Origin of the sequence: Paenibacillus lautus NBRC 15380 (genome assembly GCF_004000945.1) — a bacterium.
Taxonomy (GTDB): Bacteria; Bacillota; Bacilli; order Paenibacillales; family Paenibacillaceae; genus Paenibacillus_AQ; species Paenibacillus_AQ lautus.
On record NZ_BIMF01000001.1, the window covers coordinates 320,265 to 337,244 of the forward strand.

Consider the following 16,980-nt stretch of genomic DNA (forward strand, 5'->3'; position numbering starts at 1 on the left):
ACTCATGATCAAGAAGCTTCTTTCTAAACAAGAAACCAAACACCAGCTGAAATCCTCACACGAGTACAGTCAAGCCAGCTTCACATGGGTTATTTCTTTGACCTTAACGGTGATCCTGCTTCTGAACAGCTTTGATTTCACTGGGGGAACCATTAAACCGTGGGTGTTCACCGCCTTTGCGGTATACGCATTGTTTACCATCATTCAGATTATCATTACGCTGTTGATCCGAAGAGATCTTCAAAGCCAGGGAGAAATCCGGCGCTCGACGAGGATCCTGGGTTACATTCAGCTGCTGAGCATTCTCACAGGAAATCTGTTTACCGTCACTTTCGGTTTCAATCTGATTAAAAAGCAGAAGCCTCCCGAATATACGATTGCCGTCTACATGCTGCTAACCCAGCTGTTTGTCATCGCGATATCGGCGCTGAACCTGTTCAAGCCTTACGTCTCGAATACGTTTCTGCCGGCGATGGCCGTGCTTCTGGTTGTAGCCGTCATTCAGCTGATCGCGCTTATCCTTGTTGCCAGGTATGTCAAAGCGAATTACGCGCATCCCGCATTGACCTGGCTTGCCTTTCCGATCATACTGACTGCGGTAACGGGCAATATTTTTGCTCTGGTGCTCGGCATCAACCTGCTTGCGAAGATACGCAAGAACGGCAATCCGGCGATGACCCGCTGGGGTGACGTGTGGGTGAAGCTTACTGCCAACTCGACAGCTATGTCCGGACTGTTCTTCGTGATCTTCCTGTTCTGTCTGTCGGTAACCAGTCTGTTAACCTTCGATTACAGCATTGCGATCGATAACAACTACAGCGCCATTCTGCAGCCGCCAAGCCTGGTGTACCCTTTTGGTACGGACAACTTCGGCCGGGATTTGTTCTCCCGAATCGTATTCGGAGCCCGGATCTCGCTGATCGTCGGATTTGCCTCTACCGCCATCCCGGTTGTCATCGGCGGTGTTCTCGGTGCCATTTCCGGCTACTATGGCCGCCATACCGATAACATCATCATGCGTTTGCTGGATGTGCTCTACGCCATTCCGGGCATCTTGCTCGCCATTGCGATCATTGCTGCATTCGGAGCCAACACCGTCAATCTCATCCTGGCACTCAGCGTAGGCGCTATACCGACTTATGCAAGAACCATGAGGGCGAATGTGCTCCTCGTCTCCACCTTTGAATACGTCGATGCGGCCAGAGCCTTCGGCTCCAGCAATTTTTCGATTATATTCAAGCATATCGTTCCTAACTCGCTTGCACCCATGATTGTCAAATCCACGCTAACCATCGGTGCAGCCGTCATCTCGACGAGCAGCTTGAGTTATCTGGGTCTCGGCGTTGAGCCGCACATCCCGGAATGGGGGAATATCCTTAAGATCGGAAGCACGTATCTTGAGACGCATTCCTACTTGGCCATTTATCCGGGTCTAGCCATCATCGCGCTTGTCCTGTCCTTCAACTTCCTTGGCGACGGACTCCGGGATGCCCTTGATCCTAAGCTGGATTAATGCTTCAGTGCCCATGGCACACTAACTAATGGTTTCAAAAAATATTTTATATATATATACAACTCAGGAGGGTATCACCAATGAAAAAGAGTTCCTTGCTGTTACTGTTTCTCACGCTAGTCATCGTACTGGCCGGATGCAACGTAACAACCAAAGATGATGCACAGCAAAATCAGCAAGAACCAGCGGATACAGCCACGGACACATCCGCTGTTAATATCGAACTGCTCGGCATGAGCTCTAACGAATCCGATGTCAACATCATTCGCGACCAGCTCACGAAGAACGGCTTCAACGTGAAGCTGAATCTGCAGCCGGACTACGGCAGCTTCAAGGCACAACAGGATGCCGGCAACTACGACGTCGCGCTGTCCAGCTGGACTACCGTTACGGGTAACCCTGACTATGCCGTTCGTTCCCTGTTCAAAACCGGCGGCGACTACAGCATTATGTCCGACGAAGAAGTGGACAAGCTGATCGACCAAGCAGCTACGCAAACGCCTGAAGACGCTATTGAAACCTACAAACAGCTGGAGCAACGCCTCGTAACGGACAAAGCTTACATCGCTCCATTGTACATTTCCTTGAAGAGCCAAGCGTTCAACAAGGATGTGCTGGACGAGAATTCGGTCCGTCTTTCGAAATCCCGTTCCCTGCCTTGGGAAGCCGTTGATTTCAAAGACCAATCCAAGCGTGCTACGCAGCCGCTGATTCTGTCCCAATCGATCTCTGAACTGACTTCTCTTGATCCAATCAAGGGTAATGACGGTTCCATCAATATCATCAATACCAACATGAACGTACGTCTGATCAACCTGACCGATGATGACAAGATCACATCCGAAGGATCGCTGTCTTATAACCATGCCATTGGCGAAGGCAACTCGGAGTACTACTTCATTCTTAGAGACGACATTAACTTTGCTAAAATCACGAACAAAAAAGCTGAAGATTCCGGCGAGCGCGTAGGCGCCGACGATGTCATCTTCTCCATGAACAGAGCCAAAGACAAAAATTCGGTGCCTGATCATCGTACCTACACGCTTCACGAGCACATCAACACGGTTGAAGCTGTAACGGATTTGAGCGCACTGGAGAACACCAAAGTATCCGGCGGCAGCGAAAGCGTCAAGGATGCTCTGGAAGCCGGCTTGGATACCAAGATCACTTCCCTTGTTGATGACAAGAACCAAGCAAGCACCAAAGACGGTAAGTACCAAGTCATTAAATTGACGACAACCGAGCCGTTCCCGCAAGTATTGAACTACCTGGCTCACCAATCGGCCGGTATCGTGTCGAAGAAACAAGTCGAGTCCATCAACACGTATGACGTTGAGAAATTCGATGTGAACAAAGACATCCCTTACGGCGACCAAAACACGGTAACCGAAGGCGACAAATACAACAATACGCTGTATGCCAGCGGTCCGTACATCCTGTCTTCCAAAACGGACTATGAAGCCACCTTCTTCAAAAACCCTGGCTACATGAAGGGCACGGAGCACGAACCGAAAATCGAGCAAGTGAAAGTTCGCTTTATCAAGGATGCGGACAGCACGCTCTCCGCTCTGCGTAGCGGCGAAATTCACCTGTACTACGGCGTGCCTGAAACGAAATACGATGTGGTTAAAGGCGACAGCAAGCTGAAGCTGCAAACCATCGAAAGCAACGCCGTCTCCTACTTGCTGTTCAACACGAAAAACCGTGATGTAGCAACAAGCGATGATCTGAGAAGAGCGGTGCTCTACTCCATTAATCAGGATGAAATCCTGACTTACTACAACAACAACAAAATCAAAGCCTACTCCACCGTCAGCCCAATCGTTAAAACCGGCAACGAGCTGGTCGCCGATCCGGCGAAGGTGAAGGAATTCTTGAGCGCATATAAAGCGAGCAAGTAAAAAAGAGGACGACATTAGCGAAAAGCTGATGTCGTCTTTTTTTGATGCGAGGTTTCAATGCGCCACTTCTTGCTCCCTTAACATCACTAAGGAGACGGCAGACCCTTTGCATCGCTCCGCATGCGGATGATTCTTCCGATCTCTGTTGCCCCCAGATTTCCATGAATGAATGGACTAATGTAGAAATCCGGGGACAAAGGAGACCGCTTCGCTTCTCCAGAATCATTCCGCCTTCTCCGCTGGGGCTGTACCTTTAAGTAGTGCGTTGTTGGCTCATGCTTCGATGCATTTCGTATAAGCGCAAACCACGGCGCAGCTAATGTCTTCCTTTTTTTATATACGCTTGATATCATCTACAAGTTCGGGCAAGCCCTCGCGGAAATAGTGATCGTCACCCTCGTATTCTCGGGTGACAGCTTGGGGGAGCTGCTTTGCGTAGTGCTGAGCGTGCGCGAAAGGTACTACTGGATCGTGACGGCTGTGGTATAGGAAGAGGTTCGATATAAATGGCAGCTTGGAAACAAATGAATCTGATAATGTATATTCTTCTTTCTGCCAATCGTCATCTTTGCCCCAATAGGGGGCGGCGATCAAGAACAGTCCAGAGACGGTTAGCTGACAGTCTTCTTCAGAAAGGTATTTCAATAACACGGAGCCGCCTAGGGAATGACCTACGAACAGCACCTCCCCATCCCATGCCTTGATTTCATTGACGATCTGCGTTTTCCACTGAATGTAATCCGGATCCGGCATGCCGGGGGATAAGACATGGTAATCTTCCCCGAGCTGTTCTTGTAGATGGGCGATCAAGCCGCGGCTTCCTTGGTGAGGACCTTGGGGTCCTGCACTATGGATGAACAATACTTGTTTTTTCAAGATCTGGCCTCCTTTCCGATCTTTGCTTAAGGGTATGAACATGTCCAACAGGACGTGTTCATACCTAGGGTAACCTATAGTAGGGTGCTAGACTTCTTTTCATTTGCTAACATCTGACCGCAATCGGACATCCTTCACATATCCTCATCAACTTGAGGTCGAACCCCTAGGATACCCCTTGGTTACTTTTGCTAAAGATCAAACCATCGAAGATTGGTTTCTATTAGCCGCAATCCTCGATGGTTTCTATATACATTAAACAAAGCCGCCCCTTCACCAGAATCGGTTGAAGGGGCGGCTCTTTTTAGCGGATCGATTACAGGATGAATTAAACCGTCAGCACCATCGACGGATCGATGCAATCGGCCATGGACCGAACCTCGGCTCGGCCTGGTTTGCCCGGTACGAATGCCTGCTCGCCGTCATCGCGGCGGCTGAAGGAAACGGTCATCGGAATGCCTGGAATCAGGTCGAAGAAGTTATCGCTGTAGAAACCTTCCGCTTCCGAGGACAGCCATACATGGCGGGCAAGCACGTTGCTCTCCAGCACAAATGTGGTGCCGTCGCTTCCCTCGACTTCTTTTATGCTGATGGTCGGGCTGTGCAGACGAAGATGCTTGTCATTCACGAAATAGAATGTTTTACTGTCAATCACGTCTCCATCCTGAAGCAATTGCGCCAGGAGCATGACCTCGGATGCATCATGTCCGCCAAGCAGCTCATCGGCCACAGCGCGGAATACGACGAGTGACGCCTGCTTCTCCGCATGAATCGGCTGCTCGGATATATAGAGCTCTTTTCCGTTAAAATCGAATAACTGAATCTTCAGCGTGCCCTGGACCGCTTCTGAAATATCGGATACGAGATGGACGATGATCTCTTGTTCCTTGGATTCGATCGTGAGACTGACATCCCGGAAGCTGCGCTTAGCCACATACTGCAGCGCTTTCCATCTGCCGAGATAATCCATGCCCGCCCACGAAGCGACCGGCCAGCAGTCATTCATCTGCCAATACAAGGTGCCCATGCAGTACGGTTTGTTGCGGCGATGGGCTTCAATCGCCATCTTCATCGCTTCGGCCTGCTGAATTTGGCTCATATGCAGGAAAGCTTCAAAATCCTTCGGCTCGTTATAATATTGATCCATGTAAGTCTTGATCAAGCGGTTGCCGGCACCGTTCTTCTGGTGCGCCAGCATGACCTTGGACTCCAGCTCCATATCGCTATCTTCCGCGTATGTGCGGACCGTCTTCGGTTCCGGGAAGGACTGGAACCCATATTCGCTCATGAATCGGCCAACATAAACATTGTAGTTATCAAACGGCTCGGTGTTATGCCACACGCCCCAGTAATGGATATCTCCGCTCGTTGTGGACGGATTGGCATGCTGCTCCTTATCATGGCTGAGCGATACCAGCGGGGATGAAGGCCAATACTCCGCTCCAGGTGCATAACCGGTTACAGCCTCAGGCAGAATTCCGTGGAATACCTTTTCGTAGTCGCTCCAGATCTTTTCGCGGAGTTCTTCGGTATATTGCTGCTTCCAGCCCCAACCGGCCTTCTCTTCATAGTGCGCCCAGGCGGAATCTATCTCGTTGTTGCCGCACCAGAGCACGATGCTCGGATGATTCCGCAGCCGGATCAGGTTCTCCTCCGCTTCCAGCCGCACGTTCTCCAGAAACGCCTCATCGCCCGGATACATGCTGCAAGCGAACATGAAGTCCTGCCATACCATGAGTCCGTATTCATCACAGAGATCGTAGAATACGTCCTCTTCATAAATACCGCCGCCCCATACGCGCAGCATGTTCATGTTGGACTCCGCTGCGGACGCAATTTCATGACGGTAACGCTCCGCTGTCACTTGCGTTATGAAGCTGTCATTCGGGATATGGTTTGCCCCCTTAGCAAACACGGGTGTCCCATTGAGCTCAATGTAAAAGGAAGTGCCGCGGTTATCCTGTTTCCGAACGAGCTTCACGCTGCGCAGGCCGGTTCGAACCTTTTTCTCCGCAACGGTTCGTTCCGCTTCCACCAGCTCGGCATGGAACGAATACAGATGTGCCTCACCCAGGCCGCGGCACCACCACAGCTTCGGCTCCGCAATCGCAATATTTAATTCAACCGAGTGACGGCCTTCTTCAAGCTGTACGTGCTGTTCCCATACCTGACTGTCTGCCGTTACACGCAGCACCCCTTGCCAAGGTTGCCCTGCTTCGATTGCAGCTACTGCCGTAACCCTAGCCATTTCGGCCGTAACCTCATCCTGGCGGATGAACAAATCATCGATTCGCACCTCAGACCAAGCCTCAATCCGAGCTTCCCGCCAGATTCCGCTGGTCACAAACCGCGGTCCCCAATCCCAACCATAATGATAGGGCGCTTTACGGGCAAAAATGCTCAGTTTCTGATCGCCCAGACCTCCAAGCTCAGACTGGTCATTCGTAGCCGGCAGCGGATATCCGAGCTTCGCAAGCTTCGGCAGATCCTCCTGGATAGGGGAACGGAAGCGAATGTTAATCACGTTACCGGAAGCCTTGAGCTGCGATTTCACATCGATCCGCCAAGAGCGGAACATATTATCAGCAGAAAGCAACTTCGTCCCGTTCACGAATACGTCCGCGTAGGTATCCAAGCCGTCAAACACAAGTTCAATGCGGGATTGGGCACTCAGATTCGGATCCAGATCAAACGTCGTTTCATACTCCCAATCCTTTTTGTCGATCCACTGCAGGTCATGCTCATTCGTTCCGTAGAAGGGATTCTCGATTTTGCCATTCTTAAGCAGGTCCGTGTGCACGCAGCCCGGAACCTGGGCCGGAAGCCACTCGGATTCGTCGCACGCTTTGAATTTCCATTGGTTTAAGGTCATAACGTTATTATTCATGATAGTCTCTCCATCTCTATATATTGATTTGATGCGGTTCGGGTCATACTTCATACAGACATGGCTTCTCCGCGCATCAGCTTGTTCTCCACTCTACACTCTACGATCAGGTTACCTACGACTATGCTTGCATCCCTGTCAGGTACAAGCCGCTCAGCCTTTTAAATCCGGAAGCTCATCCAGTGTCACCGTAAACGGATGATGATAGGTTCGGATCAGCTGCTGTTCATCCGTATACTCTTCTGAATACCTTCGGTCATTTCCTTCCCCGGTGAACACAAAGTTTCCATACCACGTGCAATTCCATGCCCATGGGCATCCGTCCTGCAGCATGAGATCGGGGTCCGGTATGACGCCATTCTCAGTTAGCGCAATAATTTTCCTCGTGTCCGTATACGATAATGCCCTGCGGAACCGTTCGGATTGCGAACTGTAATCCCGGGCAGGGGGATAAATGTCCTCCCCGATGATATCGACGTATGAATCACCCGGATACCAATCCTTGTGCTGCCCGTTCCATACCCAGATCAGGTTGTTCAATTCGTGGTGATGCGTCATTCGCTCGTACATCAGCTTCCAGAGCGCGATGCAAGGCTCGGGGCCTTTGGCCCCCCACCAGAACCAGCCTCCAGAAGCCTCATGCAGCGGTCTCCACAGTACCGGAATGTCGGCATCCTGTAGACGCTTAAGCTCATCTGCGATCGCATCGATATCCCGGATGATGAGGCTGTATTCCTCCGATGAAGGCTCGGACATCGCCCGTGCGATATCAAAGGTTGTTGCATTGGTGTAAAAGCCTCTGCCCCAGGTCCGATCCGGCGGCAAATCCATCAAATCCTTCGGGGCGTTCCAGTGCCAGCAGAAGGTCACGATCCCGCCGCGGTTCCACCACTTTATCGCCAGATCCGTGTCCTGACATTCGGCTCCGCGCTCCACCCGGGAAGGCGAGTAATTCATGAAATCGAATCCGCCGACGGCAGGGTATTTTCCCGTGACCTCGTGAATCATGTCGAACTCCGGCGTGGATATAACGCCGATCTGTTGACCCGTCAGCATCCGCTTCCCATATATGCTGCACAGATACCCCATTAACCGTTTGGCTTGATCGGAAGCAGCCGGGTTAATTAGGTCCGGTTGGACTTCATAGCGGGTGCTGCTTGCTTTTGTCATGTGATTCACTCCTATCCTGTAATTGCCGAATCGGTGAAAGATCCCACAGGTTTCCTTCGCCCGTAACACAAATGGCACAACACCTATCCTGCGCCACAATACCTATCCTGCTACACAACACCTAACCTGAAGCAGTCTTTACCCAACAACCCCTGTACGCTCCACGCTCTCCACAAAATGGCGCTGCACGAACAGATACAATCCGATGAGCGGCAGAATCGCCAGCAATATCCCCGTATCCACCACGAGTGCCACATAGTTCGGATCGGCCTTGGCCGATGAACCGAGTCCCATCAGGGCGGGAAGAAACTGATTCGCGTCCGCCGGCAGCGAAGCGATCTTCAGCGGCATTAGAGACTGTTCGCTCATGAAGAGCGAGGTATAGAAGGTGTCGTTATATTGCCAGACGAACGAGAACAGGGTCACCGTAATAAGCGGCGGAATCGCATTGGGAAGCATAATCGCAAAAAACGTCTTTATCCCGCCTGCACCGTCGATCAACGCCGCCTCCTCAATCTCCTTCGGCAGCCCCCGGAAAAATTGACGGAAGATATAAATGAACAGTCCAGCCTTTAGCCCGGTGGCCGTAGCCGAAGTAATGATTGATGGCCAATAGCTGTTTAACAGATTGATACCCTCTTTTCCGGTAAACAATTGAACCAGTCCCAAAATATCGAAGCTGCGAAAGTGCAAATACATCGGTACCATCAGCGTGCTCATCGGGATCAGGATCGTCAGCACCACCAGGCCGAAGAGCAGATTGCTTCCCGGAAAGGTGAACCGGGCAAAGCCATACCCGGCAAGCGCGGTCGACATCGTGGTCAGCAGCATTGTGATGAATACGTAAATCATCGTATTAAGCAGCAGCGGCCAATAATCCAGCAAGTCGAGCACGAGCTTGAAATTATCCAATGTGAAGTGCACCGGAATCATATAAATCGTTGGATTATAAATATCCTGTTTGTCTTTGAACGCGACGGAAAACTTGGAGATGATCGGATAGATGATGATGAATGTAATGCCGATGATCAGCAGATAGCGGAACACCGCCCACAGGATAGGCAGCGCCTTGTTCTTGAACCGATTCATTCGTTCCTGAGCCGTTTCGTCCGAGCGATCCCGAATCGATGCCATACGGACCTCCTTTTTTCCTGCACCCGTCAGTCAGGAATCTCTTTGCCATTAGTTTTGATAAAAGGTTTTCCTCGAGACGATGATCCCCATGATGATCAGCAGCAAGCTGATGACGATGGTATACAGCCACGCCATCGCGGCACTGAGACCGAAATTCTGCGTCTTGAAAGCCGTCTCGTAAATCGTCCGGGTCACCGTGCTGTCCGCAAACGAATCAATGATGGTATAAATCATGTTGGTCAGGATGAGCGGGCTCACCATCGGAAACGTGATTTTCCAGAACGATTCATAAGCGGTAGCCCCTTCAATCTTCGCTACCTCATACATTGAGCCCGGCACGGCCTGCAAGGCTGCAAGAAAGATCAGAATCTGCACGCCCGAGCTGCTGATAATATCGTAGATCCTCATGACAGCCCCGATAATATACTCGGTGACGGTAATGGGAAATCCGGCCTCGGATAAAATACGTACCATCGACAGCACATTGAATTGCCCGGAAGCTTGCCCGAGCTCCTCCGCCACCGTGGCGTTTCCGACCAGATTGATCAGACCCGAGGTTTCCGCTGCCGAAATCGCGCCTGACGCCAGGATGACCGGCAGGAAGAAAATCGCCCTGGCAAGGGCTCTCCCCCGGAATTTCTGATTCAGCAGAACGGCTGAGAACAAACTGAAAAACAAGATCAGCGGAACGTCCACCACCATGCCCAGTATCGATTCCGTCAAGATCCGGTTGAAATTCGCGTCCACGAACAGCGCGGTACTGAAATTGCTCCATCCAACCGGCTCCAGTTCATAGCCTGTGGGGGAAATGTTCAATTTACTGAAGCTGAACAGAATCGACTGTAACAGGGGTCCGGCAAACAGAAATATGAAACCGATCAGCCATGGCGCGATGAAGAGGAGGCCGAGCATGGATCTTTTCTGAGTCAGGGACAATCTCATTTTCATGCCCGGTCACCCCCTACGGCATAATTTTGCGGTTCCACTAGAGTCCCGTTCACATCGACGGCTTGATCGGTATAATTGATCAGAATCGACGTACCGCTCTCATATTTCACTTCAACGACGCCGTCAGCATGCCGCATATGCTCTACCATCCGCTCCGTCCGGAGCGGCGCCAGTACCTCATTCAGCTCTTGGTACAAGGAAACTGCCTCATCAAACCAATCCTTGTAATGGGTGGAGTACATGTCATCGAAACGCGTGTACTTCAGCTTCGAGCTTTGCTCATAAGACCACAGAAAGTGTGGAGCCGACCCGAATTCCAGCGACTGCAGGAGCTGCTTGCGCAGGTTTTGCTCATTCAGGTTATTGACCGATGCTCCCGCATAATCCAGATAGCCGTGGATGACCATTTGATAAAACGGCACTGCCTCATCTGTCAGCCCAAATCCGCTGCTCCACGTCGGTGCATCAATCACGTGGCTGGCATAAGGCCAGCTGTATGCATTAGCACCGGAAACCATCGTATCCGGGTAGGCCTCATGGAGCTTTTGCAGCTGATCAGTCACGATTTGCTTTGCGGTCTCGCGGAAAATCACCCGCTGCACTCGGTAATCTGAGCTCAGAACGTCGCCCAAGTCCCGCAATGAAACAGCCCCGACCCCAAAGCGTTCATATTGCCCCGCGAATTGGTCCACGTAATGGGGAAGCTTCGCCGGCGACATCAGGTTGTACGTACCGTAATAAGAGTCCATCCGGTTCGTGTTCCGATCATACGGATGCAGCGCTGCCGTTTCCCTGGTCACGTAACGGGATGCATCGGATGACGGCGTAAAAGCCCCATCGTCATGGTAGACATGCTGGAAGGCGACATCCGGGTACAACCCGCCGCCGGCGTCCTGCAATTGCTTGGACAGCGCCTTCAGCTCGGCGGCGTTTCCGACAACGCTGTCTGTCTTTACCTTCACCGGAGTTTTGTGATGGACGCCTTTGCCAAACCATCCGAGGTAACGCATCCGGAGATTGGCGATGCCCTCGCCTTTCAGAAGAGCGGCAATCTCGCCTGCCTGCTCGAAGGTGGTCATCGAGACGACGGCATCATACGGCACGCCCAGAAAAGATTTCCGTTTATCCACGCTTCCCAGCATATCGAGATAGAACGGGATGCCCTCCGCTTCTTCCAGGGGAGCCAGCTTGTTTTCCTCCACAAGCGTTTCCTGATATAAGCGGGCCATGCCCGAGTAGCTGGCCTCATCGCCGGACAGGAAACGGTATCTTACGGACAGCTTTCCGTTGTAGAGCTTGTCATTCAGAAGCTGGATCTCCTGTACCGTGCTGCCGGTGTATAGCTCCAGCATATCCTCGCCGCGCACGGCAAAGCTGCTGAATATATGATTGTACGAGTTCTGCTTCCCGCCGATGTCTGCGGACACGCTCGCGATAGCATCGCCTTCGTCAATCACGGCAAACCAGCCGCGGTCGCCGCTCTTCATTCCGAACACAGGCATCCGTGCCTGCTCCGCCACTTGCCCGCGGCTGCCGCTGTTGTTATTCGGATCGGTGCCGTATATTCGCTGCACGTACTGCTCTTCCTTCACTTTGCCGTTATTCAGCTTAATCAGGCTGCCGCTGCCGTCCGGCACCAGCATATATCCCTGTTCCTTCGAGCCCGCCGCGCCGAAATAGCGAAGCAGCTCCACGCTGCGCAGACGGTGGCTCTCACTTTCCGTTACCTGATCAAGCGGTATGGAAACGATCAGCGAATCCTCCTCCAGCCGGTATTCGAGCGGAACCTTGAACTGCGGTTTCGAAGAGGCGCTTGCGGCCGCTCCTCCACCCGCTTCGTTATCGTAGGCAAGATCCTCCGCGGTGTAGCCCGCTTGTTCAAACGCCCCCAGCATTTTTTTCAGCACCAGCTCTTTCTTGATCTGGTCATCCAATCGCTCCAGCATCGCAGGGTTATCCTTCAAGGGGTAATACCGGGCCTGAACGTATCTCGCCAGCGACTCATCCAGCTTGCTGACCACCTTCTCCTGCAACCGGTCCTGCGAGATGTATTTCGGTAAGGCATCGATCCCGAGCGACACATCTCCCAGCGTATACGTGACTCGAATTCCGTTGTCCAAGCTTTCTGCCGTATAGTTCCCGTTCATCACACTCCACGTATAATTCGGATAGGTCTCAAGCGTGCCGATCCCATCCCGGAACGTCAGCGTCAATTGCGAAGATAGCACTTCCTTCTCAAACGGCGAGGCAATTCCGTCCTCCATCCGGTCTGGCGGATTACTGTACCATACCGTATCGCTCCGCTTATCCCGTACCGCCACCTCGGTCGTTTCCGGATGATAATACAGGGCAAGCGCCGCCGTCTCCGCCACCAGATCCATACCGGGTACGCCGTCCGTCGAATCGTTCAGGACGGTCAGCTCACCGCCCGGCGTCGACTCGGCTGCCGCGGTACGGTAAGCCGCCACGTCCACCGCCGGTGCTCCCCGGTTCACGTAGATCAGAAAGCCCGCAGCAATACACGTTATTACGGTACATGCAAGCACCGTGTACAGCCATTTTCTTTTTTTCACGGTTGCGGCCTCCTTATTGCCTGAATAGGATCTCTCGGTAAACGTTGGCAACGAACGTGTAAATCTGCTGCAGCATGCTCAGGACGAGCGTGCCCAGAAATACGATAATGCCCATGACGATCAAGCTCAGAAACATCGTGACGATCGTTTTGCCTGCGGAGTATTGATGAACCGTCATCGTACCGACAAAGAGCAGCCCGATAAACCAGATCGCCGCTACCAATGTGAGCAGATAGTAGAACACGGTCTCTTCCTGGACCATGAACTGGCTCGCCAGCGTCATGGGCGGATAAATCAGAACCATCGGAATGAGGGCATACGCGCTGGCCATCACAATCTCTTTAAACTTTCCTTCCCCGCCCATGAGCGTGGTGACTGACCAGTTGGAGATGCACCACAGAAAGAACGGGAGCACGATATAGATCAGTTCGTCGATGCTGCTCAGCATCCTCGGATCATTGTAATTGACCAGGAATCCCGCATACTGCCGCTGCAGAATCATGGCAATGACCACTAGTATCAATACGAGATAAGCAACCCCAAGACGTCCTCTGTTCTCGTACTTCAGGTCCCAATATCCATCGAACGGGTGAACGATCAAATGAAGGGGGAATTTAAGATAATCCTGCTTCATGCTTCCCTTCCCTCCTCTGCTTTCGGTATCTTACCGTTCTATAGACCGCATAGAGCAGCACGCCCCCGGTCCCTGCCGATAAAAAGGTGCCGAAATGCTCCTTCAACACCTCTCTGCGATATCGTTTATAAGCAACGGAATAATTCTTGCGGTCCATGCCCAGCTCAAAATATCGAAGGGCGTCCTTGTTCTCCCCCTTCATGAGTTTCGCTTTCCCGATACCGATATAAGCGATGTCATAGTTGGCATTGAGCTGAAGCACGCGTTCCCAGTACCTTTCCGCCTCCGCATCTTCTCCCCGGTGATGATGGCGGACAGCAAGGTTAACCTGCTTCCCGAACTCGGTCGGCTCGAACATGACAATGCTCGCTTTTCCCCGGTCCAGCACAAGCTGACGGTCTCCAAGCTGTTCAATCGCCGCGGGCGTTTTAAACACACCCAGCTGATTCCCGATACCGCCGTAGACATACAATAGGTTCCCGGTCTCATCGTAGGTGAATACGCGCCCCTGGGTAGAGTCCAGTGCACTGTATATCCCGTCGCCAAGCACTTTAATATCAACGAACTTGGAGGGCCCTACCGTTCTCCGATAATAAATATCCCCGGCAACCGGAAAGTAGCCAAAGCGTTTCAACACATCCTCTCCCGACGGATTGAGGCGTTTAATCGGCTCCTTGGAGCCGACATCAATATTCGTGGCATAAACGAACCCTTTGGCGTCGATATCCAAATTGGAGAATTCCGTCGGGATGAACAGTCTCATCTGGGCCTTTTGCGCGCTCGTTGATACCAATCGCCAGAAATAATCGCCATAATCGCGTTTCACCTTAATCGTTCCGACGTAGCCTAGAAAGGTACCGTCCTCTTCGAACTGCATAATACCTTCGTAAACGCCGCGTGCGACTACGAATACCCGCTTGGCTTCATCCACCGTTACTTTCAGCGGAATGAATTGAAAGCCTTGAGGCAGCACATCCGACTCCGGCTGCTCGATGATCCGGACAAGCGTGCCTTCAGCCGTTAATACGACAACCCGCTGGTGGTCCGTATCCGCAACATAGATTTGCTCATCTCCGTCAATGAAGATGCCGGTAGGGTTCGCAAAACCGTCCTCTTTCCCTTCATTCATAAAAGTATCGATGACACGAACGACCTTCCACGTTTCATCGAGGCAAACAATTCGTTTGTTGCCGCTGTCCAGCACGTAGATGTTTCCGGCCTCTGACACATGCATATCGCTGGGCTCCAGAAACTCCCCGATACCCAGATCCTTCCCTGTCACGGAGCGAACCGGCAGATAGGCTGCAGGCACAGCGACCGTTTCCTCCCAATAATTGTAGATATAGCTCTCATACGGAGCACTGGCGGAGACGCTCCCAGGCATCAGGCCGGTTAGCAGCAGGGAGGCCGCCGCGAGCGATAGCAACCATTTTTTCGCTGACATGTGATCCCCCCTAATCCTTCATTCCGGATGTGGCCATCGTCTCGATAATCCGGCTCTGCGAGAACAGAAAGAGCACAATCGGCACACTCATCAGGATGACTGCCACGGCTGCGCCTGCGCCGGCCCGGGAAATACCGCCCAGAATGATCTGATTGGAAGCATAATGCAGGGTCTTGAGCTGCTCGCTGTAAATAAAGCCGTTGCCATCGGTTCCCCACAGGATCTGGAACAGCAAAATGATCAGCGTGAGCCAAGCCGGCTTCACGTTCGGCATCACGATGGACCAGAAGATCCGATATTCGCTGGCTCCGTCGATCTTGGCCGCTTCAAGCAGGGCATCCGGTATCTGCTCCATGAACTGCTTCATCAGGTACAAGCCGAGTGAATAGCCGAAAGCCGGTATAATGACGGCCCAGTAGGTGTCGATGAGCCCCAGCCACGACAGGATCATATAGTTCGGCGTCGCCGTAACGACCGGCGTGAACATCAGGGACAGCACCACGACCTGGAACAGGAACACCTTGCCCGGAAACTTGTGTTTGGCCAGCGGATAAGCCGCGGCGGATGCAAAGATCACATGCCCGACAATGCCGATCCCGGTTATGAAAACCGTATTGAAGATATACCGCGAGAACGGCACCCAGGACTGGCCGAGCAGGTTGATCAAATCGGAAAAATTGTTCCATGTCGGATTGCGGACAAATAATGTGGGCGGGAACAAGAAAATCTCGTCCAGCGGCTTGAACGCATTGTTGATGGCGTACACCAAAGGCAGCGCCATGAAAGCGCCAAACACTGCCAGCAGCGCAAACAGGGAGAAGGTGCCCATGAAGGATCGGTTTACCCGTTTGCTGCGAGCTTTAAGACTTACGTTCAGCAGGCGGCTGCCCCGTTTTTTCGGAAGTTCGTATGTAACCCTCATGCGTCTACTCACCTACCTTGCGCAGCAATTTTTGGACGATCAGGTTGGTCCCCACCATTAAGATGAACAGCACGGTCGCAATCGCCGACGCAAAGCCCATCTCGAAGCGCGTCGTGCCGAAATCAATGAGATGCGTTACGATCGTTTCCGCCGCGTAGTTCACGCTCGGGAAACCGGCCAGCGCAATCGATACGTCGGCCACGGCAAACGATGTCGTAAGCTGAATGACCGCGCCGAACATAAGCTGCGGCCGCATCGAAGGCAGCGTTATGAACCACAGCTCCTGCCAGCGGTTGCGGACCCCGTCCACGGCACCCGCTTCGTAGAGCGTTTTATCTACAGTTTGAAGTCCGGCAATGAAAGCCAGGAAGCCGGTTCCGAGGCTGAGCCAGAGCTGGACCAAAATGATAATCGGCATGATCAACGCTTCGGTTTTCAGCCATTGGATCGGCTCCAGGATGAGGCCCAGCTTAATCAGCATGCCGTTCGCTATGCCGTAGCGGTCGCCCGAGAAGATCATCAGCCAGATGAAGTAAATGTTCCCCGAGATCGAAGGCGCATAGAAGATCAGGGTCATGAACGCCCGCAGCCGCGGACCCAGCTCATTGATGACCCAGGCAAACAGGAAGCAGGCCAAATAACTGATGGGGCCTGTTATGGCGGCAAAGAGCAGCGTGTTCTTCAGCGCGACCAGAAAGATATCGTCCTCCAGGAACAGGCGCGTATAATTATCCCAGCCGACAAACCGCGGAAACTCCAGCATATTGAAATACGTAAAGCTGAGAATCATCGAAATGACGACCGGAAAAATGGTAAACAGCGTAAACAGGATCATATAAGGCGCAAGCAATATATAGGAATGCTTGCTGGCCTTCATCTCCGCCAGCTTCCGCTTCCACCAGGATTGCGGCTTGACGGGGCGGATAGCGGCAGACATCGTAACCTCAGGATCCTGAAGGCTGGCATTATGCAATTTGG

12 protein-coding genes are annotated in these 16,980 nt (G+C 52.3%); 2 read left to right on the forward strand and 10 right to left on the reverse strand.

Annotated elements, in window-relative coordinates:
* Window positions 1-4 precede the first annotated feature (4 nt).
* Complete coding sequence (locus PLA01S_RS01395) at window positions 5-1,513, forward strand: ABC transporter permease (RefSeq protein ID WP_127589713.1); 1,509 nt, start codon at window positions 5-7, stop codon at window positions 1,511-1,513.
* 80 nt (window positions 1,514-1,593) lie between these two features.
* Window positions 1,594-3,414: an ABC transporter substrate-binding protein gene (locus tag PLA01S_RS01400; protein WP_127589714.1), complete on the forward strand. Its 1,821-nt coding sequence runs from the start codon at window positions 1,594-1,596 to the stop codon at window positions 3,412-3,414.
* A 333-nt stretch (window positions 3,415-3,747) separates the two neighbouring features.
* Here PLA01S_RS01400 and PLA01S_RS01405 read toward each other — a convergent pair whose 3' ends face one another.
* From PLA01S_RS01405 to PLA01S_RS01450, 10 genes are all read right to left on the reverse strand, one after another.
* Window positions 3,748-4,290, reverse strand: a complete 543-nt coding sequence (locus tag PLA01S_RS01405; RefSeq protein ID WP_127589715.1) for an alpha/beta hydrolase — start codon at window positions 4,288-4,290, stop codon at window positions 3,748-3,750.
* Window positions 4,291-4,618: 328 nt separating this feature from the next.
* Complete coding sequence (locus PLA01S_RS01410; protein WP_127589716.1) at window positions 4,619-7,177, reverse strand: beta-mannosidase; 2,559 nt, start codon at window positions 7,175-7,177, stop codon at window positions 4,619-4,621.
* Window positions 7,178-7,330: 153 nt separating this feature from the next.
* Window positions 7,331-8,347 (reverse strand): glycosyl hydrolase, encoded by a 1,017-nt coding sequence (locus PLA01S_RS01415; protein WP_127589717.1) that lies wholly within the window; start codon window positions 8,345-8,347, stop codon window positions 7,331-7,333.
* A gap of 138 nt (window positions 8,348-8,485) precedes the next feature.
* Window positions 8,486-9,481, reverse strand: coding sequence for a carbohydrate ABC transporter permease (locus PLA01S_RS01420; protein WP_127589718.1), 996 nt, complete (start codon window positions 9,479-9,481; stop codon window positions 8,486-8,488).
* Between the two features lie 48 nt (window positions 9,482-9,529).
* Window positions 9,530-10,429, reverse strand: a complete 900-nt coding sequence (locus tag PLA01S_RS01425) for a carbohydrate ABC transporter permease (RefSeq protein WP_127589719.1) — start codon at window positions 10,427-10,429, stop codon at window positions 9,530-9,532.
* Window positions 10,426-13,002 (reverse strand): DUF5696 domain-containing protein, encoded by a 2,577-nt coding sequence (locus PLA01S_RS01430; RefSeq protein ID WP_127589720.1) that lies wholly within the window; start codon window positions 13,000-13,002, stop codon window positions 10,426-10,428. Before PLA01S_RS01430 ends, PLA01S_RS01425 begins: the two co-directional genes overlap by 4 nt.
* Before the next feature lie 13 nt (window positions 13,003-13,015).
* Window positions 13,016-13,636 carry a Yip1 family protein gene (locus PLA01S_RS01435; protein ID WP_127589721.1) on the reverse strand — a complete coding sequence of 207 codons (621 nt, stop codon included), beginning with the start codon at window positions 13,634-13,636 and terminating at the stop codon, window positions 13,016-13,018.
* Window positions 13,617-15,080 (reverse strand): gluconolactonase, encoded by a 1,464-nt coding sequence (locus PLA01S_RS01440; protein ID WP_127589722.1) that lies wholly within the window; start codon window positions 15,078-15,080, stop codon window positions 13,617-13,619. The genes PLA01S_RS01435 and PLA01S_RS01440 overlap by 20 nt, the downstream gene beginning before the upstream one ends.
* A 10-nt stretch (window positions 15,081-15,090) precedes the next feature.
* Window positions 15,091-16,002 carry a carbohydrate ABC transporter permease gene (locus tag PLA01S_RS01445; protein WP_127589723.1) on the reverse strand — a complete coding sequence of 304 codons (912 nt, stop codon included), beginning with the start codon at window positions 16,000-16,002 and terminating at the stop codon, window positions 15,091-15,093.
* 4 nt (window positions 16,003-16,006) lie between these two features.
* Window positions 16,007-16,975: a carbohydrate ABC transporter permease gene (locus PLA01S_RS01450; protein WP_127589724.1), complete on the reverse strand. Its 969-nt coding sequence runs from the start codon at window positions 16,973-16,975 to the stop codon at window positions 16,007-16,009.
* Between the last annotated feature and the right edge of the window lie 5 nt (window positions 16,976-16,980).